The organism is Roseateles toxinivorans (assembly GCF_004362525.1).
Lineage (GTDB): Bacteria > Pseudomonadota > Gammaproteobacteria > Burkholderiales > Burkholderiaceae_C > Paucibacter > Paucibacter toxinivorans.
Window position 1 is genome coordinate 932,587 of the sequence record NZ_SNXS01000001.1, and the last position, 19,675, is coordinate 952,261.

At 70.0% G+C, this 19,675-nt stretch carries 1 protein-coding gene; it reads right to left on the reverse strand.

Annotation, left to right across the window (positions count from 1 at the left end):
• Nucleotides 1-68: 68 nt before the first annotated feature.
• Nucleotides 69-19,667, reverse strand: a complete 19,599-nt coding sequence (locus tag DES47_RS04125) for a leukotoxin LktA family filamentous adhesin (protein WP_133699363.1) — start codon at nt 19,665-19,667, stop codon at nt 69-71.
• Between the last annotated feature and the right edge of the window lie 8 nt (nt 19,668-19,675).

The window sequence follows — 19,675 nt, forward strand, 5'->3', positions numbered from 1 at the left end:
ATAGCTGCCCTTGCCCGGTGCCGCAGGCGCTGCACCGGGCCAGGCCTGCCGAGCGGCAAGGCGACGGCTCAGAACTCGAGCTCGCCGACGGCCACGGTCTGCTGGGCCGCCGAGGGGTTCTCGCGCAGCAGGGCCTCAAAGTCCCAGCCGCCATCCTCGGTGCGGCGCAGCTGCGGGAACATGGCCGCCAGCGGTCCGGCCCGCAAGCCCGCCAGGCTGAGGCTCGCGGGCTGCAGCGGCGTCTGCGATGGCAGGCCGTTGACCTGCGACCAGATGCGGGGCGACGTGATGATCTGATCCGGGCGCTGCGCCAGCAGGAAGGCCGTCGTGCTCAGGCGCTTGCCGTCACGCTCCAGCATGAAGGTCCGGTCCGGCTCATACAGCTGGACGTCGGCGGTGGCGCTGGGCTGCAGCGAACGGTTATTCATCTCGATCGCACCCCCGGGCGTGCCCAGCCTCATCGCCCCGGTGATGCGAGCCAGGTCGAAGCGGGTCCACTCGCCGGTGGTGGTCAGCCGGGCCTCCACCGCGTTGAGCAGCGGCACCTGCCAGCGCAGCGGTGTGTCCACGGCCAGCTCGATGCGCGTGGCGGGCCTCTCGTCCACACCGCCGAGCTCGGTGAGCAGGCCATCGCCGGCTGTGGACACCAGACCGCCCGAGATCTGATCGGCATGGAGCTTGATGCTGTCGTCGATGCGGCCCTCGCGCAACGCGATCTGCGTGGCCGTGCTCAGCTCGGCGGTGTCGGCGCGCAGCACATCCAGCCGCATCTCGCGTCCGGCCTCCAGTTCGACTGTCGGCGCGCTCAGGCTGCCGATGCGAATCGCCCCGGTGGCGCGCAGCCGTGCATGCACGCCAGCGTTCAGCGTCTGTCCCTGGAGGTCCTGCGTCGCCAGCAGGTCCAGACGGCCCTGGCTGCTGATCTCGCCCAGCCGCAGCTGCGCGCCCTTCAGGCTGGCATCGCCCTGCCCCACCAACACATCCAGGCGCAGGTCGCCAGCCGCGTCAACCTCGACCTGGCCGCCGGAACGCAACTCGCCTAGCGTGGCATCGCGGCTCATCTGCAGCCGTGCGTCCAGGGCGGTATTCAGCGTACCCAGCGTCAGGCTGCCGGCCTGCAGCCGCAACTCTCGGGCCACGTCCAGACTGCCGACTTTGACAGCATCCGGAGCCCGCAGGCTGGTGCCAGCACCGGATGTGATCGAACTGGCACTCAGGTCATGGGCCGATTGCAGGTCCAGCGCCCGGCCGACTGTCAGATCGCGCAGGGTCAGTGCATCGGCGACCAGCAACAGATCGCCGCCGACCATGCCGCTGCCCTGCAGCTCGAAGGCGCCCGTCAGCTTGATCTCGGCGCTCTCACCCACCTCGAGACCGGCCATGTGCACCGCACCCGCGGGCAATTCGGCCGCCGCCAAGGCCTGCGCCGATGCGGCGCCAAGCCCGGCCACCGCCGGTGTCGGCGGGGTCGACAAGGTCAGCGAACCGCCCACCTTCAGCGCGCCGAAGCTCATGACACTGGCCTGCGCCTTCAGATCGCCGTCGAAACGGCCCAGCTCGGTGATCTCCAGCTTGCCGCTCAGCTGCAACGCGGCATCGCCCGCCGCATGCAGCATCGAACTTACCAGGTCGCCGGCTTGCAGCCTCAGCGGCCCCGCCACATCGAGCTGCGGAATCTGCATCGAGCCCTTGGTGTCCAGGCTGGCCGCCCCGCCGACCTCCAGTTGCTCGAGCGCGATGCCCCCGGCATCGATGAGCCAGCTGCTCGCACCGCCGCTGGAGATGCGCTTGCCGCTCAGCTCGCCCGCCTCGACGCGCGCCGCGGCACCCACATCCAGTGTGGTCAGGCTCAGGCCCGCCCGCGCGCGCAGATCGGCCGCGGCCAGCACCTGCACCGGCCCCGCCCAATCGATGCGGGCCGCCGTGGCGCTGAGGCCGGCGCCGAAATGACCGCCCTCACCCAGCAGCCAGTCTCCCGACAGCGCCAGCTTCGCGTCGCCACCGGCCTGCACGTCGTTCGCGCGGAAATGGCGGGCCTGCACATCCAGCTGTGCACCGCTCTGCAGACTGTCCAGTTCGACATCGGCCTCGGCCACGATGCTTGTGGCACCACCCACCCGCAGCTGGCCGGCCAGCAGCCTGCCCGTGCGCAGTGCCGCGGCGCCGCCAACCTGGACCGGACCGGTCAGTGTCATGCCCGCGGCCTCGGTCTTCAGGTCCGCGTCGAACCTGCCCCGCTGCGTCAACTGCCAATCGCCGGCGAGCTGCAGCTGGGCATCGCCGCCGGCCTGCATGTCCTGCACCCGCAGGTCTCGCGCCTGCAGCTCCAGGCGGCCACCGCTCAGCAGTTGCCTCACATCAATGTCGCTCCTGGCCTGGAGGCGCGTGTCGCCGGCCACTTGCAGGCTGTCGGCCTGCAGGCCTGCGCTGCGCAGGTCCAGCTTCAGGTCGGCGCCTGCGGTCAGCGTCTTCAACTGCAACTCCCCAGCCTTGATGTCGGCAGAACCAACCAGGCTCACCGCGCCAACGGACAAGGCCTTCTGCACCTCCACGGCGGTGGCGCCAGCGACCTGGAGACCATCGGCAGCGAGGCTGTCGGCGCGCAGATCGAGGTCCGCGCCGAACACCAGCTGGCCGGCGACGGCCAAATCCTTCGCAAGCCTCAAGTGCGCCGCGCCCGCGGCGGCGACGCTGGCCAGTTCTGCCCGTTCGGCGTCCAGCTTCAGCGAGCCTCCGACATCGAGCGCGCCCAGCAGGACCGAGGTCTTGGCCTGCAGGGCGGCATTGCCGCCGATGCTCAACCGGTCGAACTTGATGCCTCCCTCCGTGCTGCTGACGCTTGCCGTGCCGCCAATCGTCACGCCGGCACCCGACAGCGAGGCTGCACGCAGCAGGGCGTCGCCCTGCTGCCGCAGCGCAGCGGCCCTGAACTCGCCGGTGATCGTCACGCTGCTGTTGCCGACCACGTCGAGTGACTGGCCGTCGAACACGGCCGCGTCCATGCGCAAATCGCCGCCCACCTGCAGTGGGCCGATCGCCGCAGCGCCCGCTGTGATATTCAGTCCGTCACCCACGTCCAGGCGACCGATGGCCAGTGCTGCACCCGACTGCAGGGTGGCCGCGCGCCCAACCGTAGCGCCGTTGAGCCGGATTTCGGCGGCGCGTGCATCGAGCTTCCCGCCGACTGCGGCCGTCCTCGCCGTCAGCAGGCCGTCCGCCAGCAGCGACACATCGCCCCCCGCCTGCAGCGCATCCGTCGTCAGCAAGGCGGCTGAGGCCGACAGCGAGGTCCCCGCCTTCAGTGCGCCAAGCGTGGCTGCGCCACTGGCCGAAACCGACAGGGCATTGCCGGCACCCAGACCACCGGCATCCAGCGCAGCTCCCGCGCCCAGTGCCAGGCTGCCAGCGGCGTCGAACGAGCCGCCCTGCAGCGACGTGGCGGCTTGCGCATCGGCATCGCCGCCCGCGGTCAGCGAGCTCAGCTGCAGGGACCGGGCCGAGCGCAGCGCGATCGAACCCAGTGCCTGCACATCGCTGAGCCTCATGTCGCCCTCTCGGCTGGCCAGCGCCAAGTCCCCATCGGAGCGGGCCAGCCCCGCCACGGTAATCTGACCGGCATCGACCTGCAGCAGGTGGCCCGCGCCGCGGGCGAACAGGGAGCCGGCCGCCTCGAACGCGCCCTTGACCTGGAAGCGGATATTGCCGGCGCTGCTGAACCCGCCTTGCAGCCTGAGGCTGCCCTCGGTACCGAGGAACAGGTCGCCGCTGTCCAGACCTAGCTGCTCCAGCACGACGTCGGGCTGCAGCAGCTTGAAGAACAGGCCGCCGCTGCGGCTGCGCACCGCCACGCGCGCGGCGTCCAGCTGCAGCGGCAGGGCGTTGGTGCCGACACCGGCGCCCGCACTGTTCTGCACATTCAAAGCCAGCAGTCCAGCGGGCGCGCCGACCTGGATCCGGTTCGCCGCTCCAGCGGCAGCTATGCGGCCCAAAGGTGCCTCAATCGCCACGCCGGTCTGGCCGAACAGATTCGCCACGCGGGCATCGCCGCCGCTGAGATTCAGGCCGAGGGCCCCGGCCTCGCTGCGCAGGCTGCTGCCTGCCGCCATGTCGGCGCCCCCGGCCAGCAGCGACACATCGCCCTGCGTCTGCAGCGAGGCCTGATCTCGGGTGATGAAGTCGCCGCCCATCAGCAGCGTGGCCTTGCCGCCTGCCGTCACCTTGCCTTGCACGATGAGGTCGGTCGTCTCCGGCGCGCTCAGCAGCAGGTCACTGGCAAGCGCGGAGGTCCCCAGGCGCAGGGCCTCGCCGCTGGCGCCTATCCAGGCAACCTGGCCGTGCAGGGTCAGCGCACCGCCGGTGGTGCGCAGCTCCAGGTTCCTGCCGTCCGGCCCGCCGATATCGCCGGCCGCCCACAGATTCAGGTCATGGCCGCTCAGCGACAGCAGACCGGTCTCCTTCTGACGGATGCTGCCGGTCTCGGCACGCAGGTCCACCGTCTGGCCGGCGCCCATCAGGTCGAGCACCAGATTGCCTAGCGGCTGCACGATGTGGATGTCACCGTCGGCCCTGACCAGGCTCAGCTCATCGCTCTTTATGACCAGCGGCTGCGCCGCCGAGCCTATGCTGCCGCGGCCGCCATCCAGCACCAGGATCGTGCCCTCAAGCTGCGGGCCGGCGGCCGCGCCGGCCACGCTCAGGCCGTCCTGGCTCAGCAGGCGCAGGCCGCCGGTGCTGAGCACCCTGCCTAGCTTGAGCTCGCCCTCGGCCTGCACGAACAGCTGGCCGTTGAAGCTGGCGTCCAGCTGCTGGCCGGCGCGCAGGAAGAAGGGCCGGTTATCCCTGACCTTCAGGCCGATGATGTTGCCATCGGCGTCGGCCAGGGTCTGCACGTCGCCGGGGGCGACGGCCAGTGAAAGGGCGTCCCGGTCCTCCGGACTCAAGGCCTGACCCCTGGGCAGCGTGCGGAAGCCATTGTCACGACCCAGCGTGGCGGTGGCGCCGCTGCTGGTCAGCGTGACCGTCTTGCCCGAGATGTTGAGGTGCTCGATCTCACCGGTGCCGCCACCGCTGCCGGTGTTCAGCGCCGTCAGTCGGATCGAGTTCTCCAGCCGGTCCTGGCCCCAGTAGCTGCCGGTCGCGTAGCGCTGCAGCAGCGCGGCATCGCCGGCGAACTGATAGACCGGGTCGTAGCTCTGGAATGCCGCCTGCGTCGCCCAGCTGGCCCCAAGACCGGAGGCAAAGTCGCCCGCCAGGGCGCTGAAGCGGCTGTTCACATAGGCCTGCAGCTGGGCATCATTCGGCGCCGCGCCGAGCACGGTGGCGGCCATCGCGCGCACCGCGTCCTTGCCCGCGGAGGTGAGCACGCCGCCACTGGTGGCATTCCTCAGCTGCCAGTACTCGTTGTAGCGGTCGGCACTGAAGCGGTAGTTGGCGGCCTGGGCCTGGAACTCGGGCCGGCTCTGCCAGCTATTGGCGCCCAACAGGCTGTCGAACGTACCGGTGTAGCGCGCCAGCAACTCGTTGGCCCAGGCATTCACCTGCGCGTCGCTGGGCTGAGCGATGCCCAGGCGTGCAGCCGTCTGCGCGCGCAGGGTACTCAGGCCAGCGCTGCTCAGGGTGATGGAGCGGCCGCCGCTGCCCAGCGTGCCGAGCGCGCGCAGGCTCCAGTAGTCGCGGTAGTCACGGCTGACCTGCTGATCCAGCGGCGCGATGGTGTGAGTCAGGGTGTCGGCCGCGGCCGCGCCCCGGTCCCCGGCCAGATGCAGCTGGCCCTGCCACAGCGCCAGCAGATCCTCATTGGCACGGCCGCTGAGGCCCTCGCCCTCGTGAAAGTCGAACAGCGAGCCCAGGGTGTTGATCCACACATTGCCATCGGTGGCGACGATCTTGTCCACCCGGATATCGCCACCGGTCAGATCCAGCTTCACATCGCCGAGCGCCTGGGCCTTGATGATGCCGCGCTTCGAGACCTGGTCGCCGATGCTGCTGACGGTAACGTTCAGCGCCTGATCGGCACCTGCGCCACCGATGCGGCCGGTGCGGCTCTCCAGCTCGACCTGGAAGGCCTTGACGACGCTGGCCGCCGAGGCCGCCGTGATGTCGCCATCGGCGCGAACACTCAAGCGACCGGCCGAGGCGCTGCTGCCGGCGCTGACACTGCCCAGGCTCAGTGCGGACGACGCGTCCAGCGCCAGATTGCCGCCCGCCTCGGCATTCAGCACGCCGCCGTTGAGCCGTATGTTCAGCGCCTGGCTGCTACCGTCGCCGCCCAGATCGCCAGCGGCGCTGAGCGTCAGATTCCTGGCCGTGATCAGACCGCCATCATGGCCCACCAGCTTGCCGGCCTCCGTGACGCTGATGCTGGTGTCGCCACCGGCATTGGAAATGGTCTTGCCCACATGGGCGCTGGCGTTGGAACCGATCGTGATGCCCCCGGTGCCGAAGCCCTTGAAGCCGATGGCCACCGGATGATCGGCCCTGACGCTGCTTCGCTGTATCAGTGTGGCCGAGGTCGCCAGGCCGAACAGGCGGTTCGCCGGCCCGTTGTTCGAGTAGGTCACGTTCCAGTAGTCGAAGCCGGCGCTGGCGTCGAAGCGATAGCTGTAGTTGATGTCCTTCAGCGCCGGATTCAGGCTGACGCCCGAGGACACCACGCTCCAGCTCGGCGTGCTCAGATGGGTGGCCTTGCCCTGCTCGTCGAGAAACTCCCAGTCGGTGGCATAGAAATAGTCCCAGTACTGGCCGGGCACGATGCGGCGTGTGGCCGTGGCTTGGCGCGTCCAGTCATAGCGATAGCCCTGCCTGGGCAGATAGCTGGTCGTGCTGGCGCCGTTCTCGGTGCTGGTGCCCTGCACCGGGGTCAGGCCGACATAGTCGCTGGCCAGACGGTCCTGGTACATGTCGACATGCTGGCCATCGGTGCTGACGTACCAGGTGGTCAGCGGCGCGACCACATTGCGCTTGAGTTTGGGGCTGTAGACGCTGGCCAGTTGGCCGTTGTCGGTGATCTGTATCACCCCCTGGCTGTTGCTGCTGGTCTCGATGCGCGGCAGGTCGATCTCGAGACCGGAGTTGTTCTGCAGATTCAGCTTCATCGCGCCGGTCGAGAGCTCGATCTTCGATGAGCCGGTGGCATTGCTGTTGAGCATGATGCCGGTCAGCTTCACCGCGTCCTGGCTGCTGCCGCCGATGCTGGCGGTACTCACCCGCCGGGTGCTGGGGTCAAAGGTCACGGTCAGCCTGGGACTGCTCGCGCCGTAGGTCAGAGACGCCGCCGGCACCTCGTACAGGCCGTTTTCCTGCGCACGCAGCGCGTTGCGGGCGCGGCAGCTGGGGTCGAGCACGCACTCGAAGAAGCTGTACTGCGGGCCGGCCCAGAACCGGCCGTCCTTGCGGTACAGCTTGGTGTTGTTGATGGTCACGTCGACCTCGCGTGCCGTGCCCGCAAGGATGGGCGCGTTCAGGTCCAGGTAGCGCGCACTGATGTCCACCCGGTTGGCCAGCAGGCCCGGGCTGGTGACGCCGTTGATGGCCTTGGGCCGGGTGCCCTCCAGGGTCTTGACCTGCAAGGTGTCGAACAGGTAGTGGCCGTCGTACCAGTTGCCGCCGCTCTTGAACTGCTGGTTGCCCAGGTTCTTGCGGAAGAGGTAGCCGGAGCCCGAGCCCTTGTTCTCGACAATGCCCTGCAGCTGTCTCGAGTAGGTGACGGCGTCGGTCGAGCTGCCTATGCCCCAGCGGATGTAGAGGGCATAGGCGACGGTGTCGATGAAGTTGAACGCGTCGCTGGGCCGCACCAGGGCGTCCCAGGAGGCCCACTCGTTCTGCGGCGTGCCACCGATCTTGGCGTAGCCCGTGCTCTCCAGCACGAAGGTACCCTGGGGCACCTGGATGTCCACCGTCAGCGCATCGGGGGCGGCACCCCAGGCATTGCCGAAGTCGTTCACCAGGGTAAAGCTGCCGCGCGGGTTGCGCACCGTCGGCGTGCCGGAGGCGCCGCTCTGGAACACGATGTCCGAGGCCGGGCCGCCGAATGCCGTGTTGTAGCTGTTGTGCAGATCGATCGCCGGCGCACGCCCCTTGTCCACCTCCTGCGTTGACAGGCCAGCCGGCTTGACGGCGCCACCGAGGAAGGTGACCGCCCCGCCGCTGTCGGCATCGGGAATGGCCATCCTATTGGCCAGCAGATAGCGGTTGCTGGCGTTGGCCACCCGTATCAGCGGCCCGCCCTGCGCACGCAGGCTGCCGCTACCGCTGACGCTGGGCGCGGACACCTCGACATTGCCGCCGGCCACGAACAGGTCGGGCAAGGCATAGGCGCCCATGGCCTGGTCGGGCACATTGCCCAGCTTCTCCTTGGCGCCGCTGTCGTAGTAGCGGCTCGGGTTGAAGCCGTCGATGCGGGCGATGTAGTCCTTGGGCTTGAGAGCCAGGGCCGGATCGACGAGCTGACCGGTGGCATCGTGATAGCCACCGGTGGCGTCCATCGTGAAGCTCTGCACCGGCAGGGCCAGGGCCGGCTGGTCGACGGTCTGCGTCAGCTGACCGCTCGCATCGATGCGCAGGTCGCGCAGCCGGTAGTAGCCCGCTGTCACCTGGCCGTTCACCGCCACGCTGCCGGCAAACACCGGCGCATGGGCGTGGCTGTCGTCGGTGCTGAGGCTGAACAGCTCCAGATAGGGGTTGTGGCCCTCGCCATGGGCGCTGCTGCCCTGATCGCCCCTGAAGGTGCGCAGATAGACGCTGCGTCCGGCCTCGATGCGGCTGCCGCCGGCCAGATCGACCGCCGCCGTGATGGTGCTGCTGGCCTCGGCCGAGTTGGTGGTGGTGATGGGCAGCGCCGTGTAGTTGTAGACATCGGTCATCGCCTGCGCCTGCACCAGGTTCAGGCCGCCCAGCGCGTCGCGGCCGGTGGCCAGGCTGACATTGCCGTAGGCCTGCAGCAGGGCGTTGCTGCCCAGGCTGATGCTGTCGGTCTGGCCGGCGCTGGCATTGCTGGTGCCGCCGGCCACGCTGACCGCGCCATAGGTCTTGACGAGGCTGTCGGCATTCATCTGGTTCAGAGCCGTGGTGCCCAGCACCACATCGCCGACGCTGCGCAGCACCGCATCGCGCCCGACGCTGACGGTGTTGTGCGCGTCGGAGACCGCCTGCACATCGGCAAAGGGCACATCGACCAGGCCGCCGGTGTTCAGCGAGCCCTTGGTGCGTGCGCTCAGATCGGTGTGCGCCGCCAGGGCCAAGGTGCCTGCATGGTCGCTGGTCGGGTCGCCGAACACGGTCAGACCCACGCGCTCGCCCACGCTCACCGTCGACTGCGTCGTGAAGCGCGTGCCGGCCTGCACGGCGCTGCCGTTGGCCAGGCCGCCACCGGCACCGGCGGCGTTGTCGCCACCGTCCAGCTCCTGTGACTGGTTCAGCGAATTGATGCTGAGGCCCAGCGCGCTGGCCTGCAGATCGTTGCCCAGCCGGGCCGTGACGCTGTTGTTGACCTGGCTCAGCGCGAACGCACCGCTGCCGCCGACCACCGAGGCATTGACGGTGTCGGCATCGGTACGCACGCTGCCATGGTGCTCGGCGTCGACACTCAGCTTGCCGGCGTGCAGGGTGTAGCCGGCCGCATCGGCCTTGGCCGTGGCGCCCCAGGCCTTGAGATCGGCCAGGGTGGTGCTCGAATCCTTGACGTTGGCCACGGCCGCCTGGCCGGAGATCAATCCGCCGCCGCCGGCCGTGGCCTTGGCGGTGCTGCTGTCGCTGCCAATGGCGGCCACCGACAGGTCGCCCAGGCGCTGGCCGGAGGTCTTCACATTACCCAGTGTTGCCTGTGTGCCGGCGGTGGTCGTGGTGTCGGCCACATTGCCGCCCAGGGCCAGCAGGCCACCGACGGGGACGCCGCTGGCCTCACTGTGCTGGGCCGCGGCATGACGGGCGACCAGGGTCACATCGCCGTCGGGCAGCAGGGTCGCGTCGCCGATGGAGGCCTGCACCACGGCCGTGTTGCTGACCGTCGCCACGCTGGCGTTCAGCGCCGCCGTCCAGCCGCCGCCCGAGGCCGTGGCCTTGGCGGCGAGGGCATTGGCGGCGTTCTCCTCGGCCGCCACGCTCAGCGCGCCGGCGGCATCGAACTGCACCGACGGGCCGACACTGGCCGTGGTGTCGCCCCCCAGTGTCACCAGCGCCACCGAGCCACCGAGCTGCACGCCGCCGGACACGCCGACGCCCCAGGCCTCGCTGCTCAGATTGACCGCGCGCTGGGCCAGCACATTGCTGCCATGGCTGGCGTCCTCGGGGTCGCCGCTGACGCTGATGCGGCTGTTGTCGCCGATGCCGGCGCGCACCTGCATGGTGTCGTCGACGGTGCCCGCCGCGCCATTGCCCGACACCGCCAGGCCGGCCGCCACCGCGCGCGAGATCACCGTGTTGCTGCCGCTGGCCTGCGCGCTGATGTCCAAGGTGCGGGCGTTGACCCAGCTGCCGCTGCCGCCGGCCCGGTTCACCCAGGCATTGACCGAACCGCCGCGGTCCAGCGTGGACACGGCAATGCCCAGCGCGCCGCCGCCGGCGGCCGCGGCCACGTTGCTCACGCTGGCGCTGGTGCTGTCGCTTGCGGCTATGGCGACGCTGGCGCCGGTGATCGTGCCATCGGCCTGGGCCGACACGGTATTGCTCAGGTGCGCGACGCCCACCGAGGCGCCGAGGCCGGCGAAGCCGACACCGCCGGCGATGGTGGTCAGGTCCAGCGCCTGCTTGCCGCTGACATCGCGCGACTCGGCGCTGAGGCTGACCGCACCGCCGGCGGTGATGGTGCTGGCCGTGACATCGGCCGCGGTGGCGTTGAACACATAGCTGACGCCGACCGAGCCCCCTGCCCCGACGCCGAGGCTGACGCCCGCCGCACCGGCCAGGTTCTTCAGCGAACTTTCCTGATCGGCCTGCACGGTCACATTGCCGCCCGCGCGCAGTGTGCTGGCGCTGACGGTCGAGGCGGCCGAATTGCTGCCGGCGTCACGCAGCGTGCCGCCGATGTCGCGCTGGCCCTGCGCCTGCAGGCTGCTGCGCTCGGTCGTGCTGATCGTGTCGGCGGTCTCGCCGAGGCGGTTGCCCTGGGTCAGACGGATGGCCGCATCCATCAGCTGCGAGCCCTTGGCGTTGCTGCCGCTGCCGAAGGCGTCGCTGTCTTCCGGGCTGCCGGTTCCGAGCATGGTCAGCGACACGGCAAAACCTGCCCCCAGGCCACCGCCCACGCCCACACCCACCGTGGCCGCCTGATGCTGCTGCTGGTTCAGTGACAGCAGGCTGATGGTGCCGGCATCGACCTCGCTGGCGTCCACGCTGGCGGCGACATTGGCCCGCGTCACCAGCACCGAGACCGTGCCGCCCACACCGCCGGCGCCGAAGCCTATGCCGGCGGCGCCGCTTTCCTGGGCGATCACGCCATGGTCGCTGGCATGCACATTGAGCGCGCCGATGGCCGGGCCGGTGCTGGTGCTCGGCCCGTCGCTGGGGCCGTCGCCAATCTCGCTGCTGCCGCCACCGCCGGGCGCCACATAGACCCAGTTCGGCGCGACACCGACCTCCAGATCGGCGCCGCTGACCGCGGATCGGGTCTGGTTCGTCACCACCGCCACCGCGCCGATGGCGGCGCCCGCCGCACCGCCGCTGCCGCTGATGGCCACCGTGAAGGTATTGACGGCGCCGCTGCTGTCGGCCTGTACGGTCAGGTCGCCGCCGGTCGACACCCGCGTCGAGCCCTGGGCCGCACCGGCCCGGCCGACCAGGGCCTCGGTCAGCGTGTCGGACACGACCACCGTCACCGCCCCGGCCGCGCCGCCGCCAGCCGACAGCGCGCCCGCACCGGAGATCACATTCACGACAGCGGCGTTGTCGGCGTCGACGATGGTGTCGCGACCCGAGCGCGATTCGCCGCCCAGCAGTGCCGCCTGCACCTCCGCATCGAACACCACCACGCCGGCGGTACCGGTCAGCGCGCCGGAGCCGGCAGCAAAGCCGATCAATATCGACGACTGGGCCGATTCATTGCCGGCATGCACCGTCACATCCTGCTGCGCCTTGACTTTGGCATCGCGGATATTCGCCTTGGTGCGGGTCACGAACACATCGCCGCCCAGGGCCGCGCTGCCGCCTGCGGTCGCGCCGACGCCTGCCCCCAGCGCGAAGGTACTCATCACATGGTGGCTGCTGGCCTGCACGTCCAGCGCCTGGGCCGCGGCCAGGCCGGTGCTCTCGCGCTGGTTCAGCTCGGCGCCCACGACCTCGGCCGTGGTGGCGCTGCTGATCACGTGGGCCCCGGCATTGGCGCCTATGCCCACACCCTCGCCGGCGCCACCGATGGCGGTGTCGAAGGCCAGCACATGCCGTATCGACGCGGCATTGACGGCCACGCCATGAATGGTCTTCGTGCCCTCGACCATCTTCTTGCGGGTGGCGTCGTAATCGCTCATCGCCGCCAGGCCGTCGAACGATGACGGGTTGGTGCCCGCGGCCGCCACGCCCGGCAGCGGCTGGGTCAGCACGCCGCTGTGCACCAGCAGGCCCGCCCCATTGCCCTTGGCATCGAGCTTGACCTGCGTCTCGTCGTCGGCGCCGATGCTGGCCTGGGTGCTGCCGCGCACCAGGTTCACCGTCGTCGACAGGCCGACGCCGGCGCCATTGCCTATGCCCAGCGCACCAGCGAAGGACTTGATGTCGTCCTCGCTGGTGGCCTGCACCGCCGCGCTGCCCTCCAGCCTGGCCGATGCGCCGCGGCCGATATGCGCAGTCACGTCCGTATCGACGATGTTGACGCTGATCGAACCCGCGCCGCCCACCTGCCCGCCCGCAGCGATGCCGTAAGCGGCGTTGACCAGGCGTGCATCGCTGCTCGCGTCCACGCGCAGATCGGTGGCACTGAACTCCGCGCCCAGCGCATGCCTGGCACCCTGGGCATCGCTGCCCTGCAGTTGAGCGGACACGTCGTTGTCGATGCGGTTGACAGCGATCGCCGCGCCGAGGCCGACCTTGCCGGCCACACTGATCGCGGCCGTGCCGAAATCGACGTCGGAGACATCGCGCGCCAGGATTTGCACACCCGCGCCGGCGGCGTTGACGCCCGAGCCCTCGATCTGGGCCTTGGTGGTGTTGGTGACGGTGTTGGCGCTGGCCGCGCCATTGATGCTGGCCGTGGTGGCGCCGCCGCCGGCCACGGTCACGCCGATGATGCGCACGCCGGTGTCGGCCCGCACCAGCAGGGCGTCCGCCGCCGTGCCGGTGACGGTGACGGCCGAGCGCTCGATGCTGGCCTCGCGCTCCAGCGCGACGGTGTTGACGGTGACGGCCGCGCCGCCGGCCACCTTGCCCGAGAAGCCGATCGAGCCCGCGCCGCTGTAGACCTGGGCCGCGAGGCTGTCACTGTCACCCGCGCGCACCTGCACGTGGCCGGCGCTGACGCCGGAGTCCGTCACCGAGGCGGTGGTGCGGTCGGACACATCGTGAACGACGAAGGAGCCGTTGATCGCCGCTTTGTCACCAAAGCCGCCCGCCGCCGCCACACCGATGTGCTGGCTGGCCGTGGTCGACTCGACCCGAGCCGCGCCGGCGCTGCCGCCCACGCTGAGCGTCGCATTGCGCGCCAGCGCCTCGGCCACATTGGAGCCGGTGCTGACCACCCCGGCCAGGCCGCCGGCCGTGCCGCTGGTCGAGATGGCCAGGGCGCCGGCCACCGCAAAGGCGCGGTCGCTGGTGGCGGAGGTGATGCCAAGGCCATCTGTACCGCTTGCGCCCGTGGTGGTCACGCTGGTGGTCTTGCCGGTCTCGCCGATGCGCGCCGTGGCCCGGTTGTCGTTGATCGTCACCGCCACCGAGCCGGCGAAGGCGATCTTGCTGCTGGTGCCGCCCACGCCGAGGCCGACATTGACGATCAGTGAGGCGTCCGTCGCATCGACGGCCACGCCGGCGCCGGTCAAGGTGGCGCCCTCGACCAGCGCCTCATGCACATTGGCCACCCGCGACACCGAGGCCGAGGCGCCGGCCGCCTCACCGGACCCGACGGCGATGCCGCCGGCCACGCCGATCACCAGCGCGCCGGGCTGGCCCTGCCCGATCGCCTGTCCGCCAAAGGCCTCCTGATCGCCGGCGCGCAGCGAGGCGCCGAAGTCGTACTCGCTGTCGGCCGGCGGCGTGCCATCGGCGGCCAGCACCGCCTCGAAGCGGGTCTTGAAGGCGGCGGGTACCAGGTCCGTGGCCTGCACCGTGATCTGCGCGTCACTGTTGATGCTGGCCGGGCTGGCGCCGCGGTTGCCGATGAAGGCGCGGCTGTTGTTCTCCACCTCGCCGTAGCTGACGCTGCCCTCCAGGGTGAAGCTCTTCGCCTCCTTGCTGTAGCCCAGGCTGGCCGCGCCAATGCCCAGCACGACCGGGTCGAAGGCGCGCACGTCCACGCGGCCCGCCTGGGTGGCGGTGGTGCCGGCGATGCTGGCATCGGTGCTGTTGCGCACCAGCGCCACGCCGATGGCCACGCCCACCGCGCCGCCCTTGTTCTTCTGCACCGTCAGCGCACCGGCGCCGACGCCGGTCTCGGTGCGGTCATAGGCCAGCACTTCGACGACCGACTTGCGCGCGGCCGAGCCGGTGATGGTGCCGCCCTCGATGGCGGCCAGGGTGTCGTTGTCGGACTCGGTCATCGAGTAGGACACGTCCAGCATATAGCTGGGCTTCTTGCCGCTGCTGCCGGCAATGCCCAGGCCCGCCGAGATGCGCTGGCCGGCGCTGAGCGACTCCACCAGCACCGTGCCGGCATCGCTGATGCTGCTGTCGACGATGCGGGCGCTGCTGTCGTTGTCCTCGATATCGACGGTGACCGCGCCCGAGACGCCGTAGCCGGTCTGCGTCTCGGGGGCATTGAGCTTGAGCAGCGCGATCGAGCCCGACACGGCGTACTGGTGCGTCTCGTTGCTGGCGCGCACGGTCACCGTGTTCAGGCTGCCGGCGCCGTCCTTCAAGCTGGCACCCTGGACCAGGGCCCGGCTGTCCAGCTTGCCGAGATTGACGGCCGCACTGCCGGCGGCGGCGATGGACAGCTTGGGCGGGGTCGGCTTGACCGGGTCGGCCGCGGCGGCCTTCTCCTTGATCTTGTCGGCCAGGAAGTTGCGCGCCTTGGCGATCTTGCCGGTGTCGCTGGTCTGCAGCTTGGCCACCGCCTTGGCGCGCAGCTCGCTGGTCTTGGTCTTCAGCGCTTCCCATTTCTTGGACAGGCCGCTCTTGGGCGCCTCCTTGACCTGTTCGTCGGGCTTGGAATCCGGGTCTTCGCTCTCGACCGAGGCCGCCGAGGCGCTGACGGCGCCGCTGGTGCCCTGGGTGGCGGCCAGCACGCGCAGCGCGTCGGTGGTGATGCTGCCCGTGGCCGAGCGGCCGCTGAAGCCCTCGGGCCGCACGGCGCCCCATTCCAAGGTGCCGGGGTCGGCAATCGCCGCCAGCGTACGGCCGTCGAGCTCGTTGACCGCCACGGCCACGCCCACGGCATTGGCATTGCCGCCGAACGCCGCCGCACCCGAGGCGCTCCAGACCGACACATCCTCGGTGGCCACGACGTCGAGCGCCTTGGCCGCGACCTGGGCCTTGTTGCTGACGACGGCCGCGGTGAGGTTGTCCAGCTCCGCATAGGCGGCGATCAGGTTGACCACCGAGCCGGTGCCGCGGCCGGCCGTCGGCGCCACCGCGATGATGCGGTCGATGCTGAGCGCCTCGACGCCCACCGTGCCCAGGCTGGCCGTGACCACCGCGCCATCGTCGATGCCGGCCACCGTGCGGTGCTCGGAGCCCGCGTAGTTGAAGGCCGCGCCGGCCGCGAACGGCCCGCCCTGCACGCCCAGCTTGACGCCGCCAAAGCCGAAGGCGCTGGGCTGGCCGGTCAGCGTCAGGAAGCTCGATTCATTGCGCGCCTGCACATCGACGGCCTTGCCGAAACTCGCCGCCTGCTTCAAGGTGATGCCCAGCACCACCGGGGCGCCGTCCAGCCAGTCGGTGATCTCGCCGACCGCGTTCTTGGCCAGGCCCGCCACCTTGTCCACCGCCTCCTGGGTCTCGCGCAGGATATTGCCCAGCGAGCCCACCGGCTCGCCGCCTATGCTGGTGTCGCCGTCCAGCAGCGGCGCGGTCGGCGTGGTCCAGGCGATGCTCCAGGGCGTGTCGGCGCCGGTTGACGTGATGTGCGCGCCGGACCCCACCCATGCGGTGGACCTGTTGCCGAAGGCCGTCCAGTTGACCGCACCGGCCGCCGCCACGGCCTTGTTCGGATCGGTCGATTTGGGGTCTATCTCCTGCTCGGTCAGGGCCGTGGCCCAGGAGGTGAACACCAGCTGAGGCATGCCCAGATTGGGTGGCGTGAAGTGGGCGAACAGCTCGGACGGCTTGGCAATGCCGCCGCTGCCGAAGCTGGCCAGCCAGGTCACGTCCAAGGGCTGGTAGATCTGCGACTGCAGGCCGAACTGCGTGGTCGTGATCTGGGCCCCCTCGCCCACCGTGGCCTCGGCCGCGTGGTCGTACAGGCCCACCGCCACCGCCAGGCTCAGCGCCGGGCCGTTGCTGATCGAATCCTTGGTCCTGGCCCGGCTTTCGGCAATGTTATGGATGGACCGGTCCTCGGTCTGGGCCAGCACCGCCACCTTGCCGCTGGACACAATAATGGCGTTCGCGCCGATGTGCGCCTGTGAGCCCAGATCGGTCTCGTTGACGGTGACCACCGCGCCGAGCTTGAAGGTCGGCGCGCCCTTGGACAGGCCGGCCAGGGTGTCCGACTTGGCGGCCAGCCAGTCGCCCAGCACCTGCTGGCCGGACGAGAACGGAAGGATCTTGCTCGCCACCGCCAAGGACACTTTGCCGACCAGCGAGGGATCACCGCCGACATCGTTGCGCGCCGCGATGTAGTTCTGCCACAGGGCGGTGTCGGCCACCACGGTGACGTCGCCGACCTGGGCCAGGCTGGCGTCCAGCAGCGCCGTGCTGTGCGCCTTGATATTGCTGACCGCCACCGACACGCCGACCGAGGCCTGCGGCGGATTCGGGTCCTGCTCGGTGGCTTTACGCTGCGCCTCGGTGGACTTGGCGATATTGCGCACATTGCCGGTCTGCAGCGACAGCAGCTCCAGCGAGCCGACCTGGATGTCCGCCCCGGCGGCGATCTGTGCATAGGCCGACACATCGGTCTCGACCACGCCCACAGCGGCGCCGCCCTTGGAATTGGTGCTCAGCACCTTGACAGAACTCTTGGCCGTGGCGTCGTTGTGGGCCACGACCGAGAGCTTGCCGCCGGACTTGAGCTGCGCACCGCTGCTCACCAGCAGATCGGCGATGCCGCCGGTCTTCACATAGGCCACCGCGGCCGAGAACAGATCGGTGCCGTCCTCGGCCTGGGTGAACAGATAGACCGAGCCGGCCGCCTTGTTCAGCGAGGCCGCATGCAGCGACAGCGTGCTGCTTGCGTCAAGCCGCGCCGTGCCCTGCACGTCGAGATGCGCATTCGCCTCGGCCTCGTGGTACGCCGCATTCATGCCGGCATAGGCTCCGATGGCCATCAGGCCGCCCTGCAGCGCAAAGCCCCAGGCCCCGTCGGGCGTGGCCTCGGCCCGCGCGACCGCATTCGCGGTGATGGTCTCGGCCTTTACCGTGCCCGCCAGCACGACCTGACTCTCGGCAGTCGCCTTGCCGAGATTCCATTGCTGCAGCGCATAGGACGTCAGCTCGACGGCGCCGCCCAGATGCCCGTCGCTGCCGGTGGACTGGGCCAATATCTTGGAACCCGCGTCGAGCTGCACGCGCTGGCCGCGCAGCGTGACCGCACCGCCATTGCGCAGCAGGGCCGCGCTCTCGGCATCGGCCGCGGCCGCCACGCCGCGCGTGATGATGACCGCGCCGCTGTTCAGATGCACGGTGCCGCCTTCGACCTTGGCTCCGATGGACAGCGGCCCCCAGCTGATCGAACTCTGATAGCTGAACTCGCCGGTGCCCAGGTCGCCGGCCGACAGGCTGCCCAGACCGATCAGCTTGACAGCGCCGCCGCCGGTCAGCAGCCGGGAGTTGGCATTGAAGGTGATGTCCTTGCTGACCAGGGTGATGACATCGGTGCTGTCGGTGTAGGCGCTGCTCAGGTCCAGCGTCGCCGCGGCGCCATCGCTGCCGCCCAGGGTGATGGCAGTCTCGGCCTGCAGCAGCACATTGTTGCTCGCCGCCAAGGTCTGCACCGTGCCGGTGGTGACGCTGCAGTCGCCGCTGGTGCCCAGATCCAGGCAGCTGCTGTCGCCGCTGGCGCCGTTGATGATGTGCAGGGTGTCGGAGTCGATCAGCAGCGTGCCGGTGCGACCCTTGGGCGCCTTGGTGTCGACCAGGCCGTAGAGCTGCAGGCGCCGCCGGCCCGAGACTTCGACGAAGCCACCGTTGCCCCGCAACGCGCCACCGCGCGAACGCGCCAGACCGCCGAAGTCGGTGCTGTCATCGCTGAGAAACCGGATGCTGCCGCCGTCACCGTCCTGTGTGGCATCGGCCAGCACCTGGGCGCCGGGCGAAAGAACGAGACGCTGCGTCAGCGGCGCGGGAGGCTCTGCCGGTGCCGCCGCCCGGGGAGCCTCGGTGGCCGGCGCGGCCGATGGCAAGACCTGACTCCGCATGTCGCCGATCACCGCACTGCCGCCGCCGCTGACGCCGGACACATCGATCAGCGAACCGGCCTGCAGCTCGATGTCGCCGCCCTGCAGTCGCACCTGTCCACCAAGGCCCGCGCCAGCGGGGCTGCTGCCCGACTCCAAACTCGGCGCCTTATGCTGTGCGGCCACCACGCTGCCCGACACCAGCAGCTTCTCGTCGCCGACCAGCTCGATCACACCGCCGCGCTCCACCATGCCGACGGCCGAGCTCAGGCCATTGGCATTGACGGCGCTGCGGAAGGCCGCGTCATGGGCGGCATCGGCCCCGGCGCGTATCGTGCCGGCCACCTCGATGCCGCCGGCCTCGATGCGCACCCGCTCCAGCGCGTTGATGCGCCCGTCGATGCGCACCCGGCCCTCGGCGCTGCGCGGGGCCCGGCCCTGCAGCAGCTGCTCCACCGCGGCCTCGCCGATCTGCCCCTGCGCGCCCAGCATCGCGTCCATATGCGCCTTGCTCGGCGCGACGATGTGCAGGCTGTTGACGTTGATCACGCCCTCCTTGCCCAAGACCAGGCCGTAGGGGTCGGCAAAGACCAGCTTGCCGTTGAGGCTGCCATCCTTCAGACCGTTGAGCACGCCGTCCACGCGCACCGGCGCCTCGGTGACCAGGTTGATGACGCGTTGCGCCTGGACGGGCACCAGCACGTTCACCGTCTGCCCCTGGCCGACCTCGAAACGTCTGAAACTGTTGAAGGCATTGCTGCCACGCAGGGTTGCAGTGCTGATGTCGGTGCGCGTACCGCTGACCTGCAGCGCGGTCTGCGTGCGACCGTCGGGCTTGATGACATTAGCCTGCGTCTGCGCCCAGGCGCTGATCGCCGGCAGGCCCGTCAGCGCCGCCACCGCCCCCCCCAGCGGGGTGAGCGCCAGCAGGCGGACCAGCGCACGAGGGCTGTGGCCCGTGCGCCCGCGGCGCCGCCACAGGCGCTGGCTGCGCTGCTGCAAGAACGGGCGCGACGGTCGGGCGATGGGTTTCATGAAGGCTC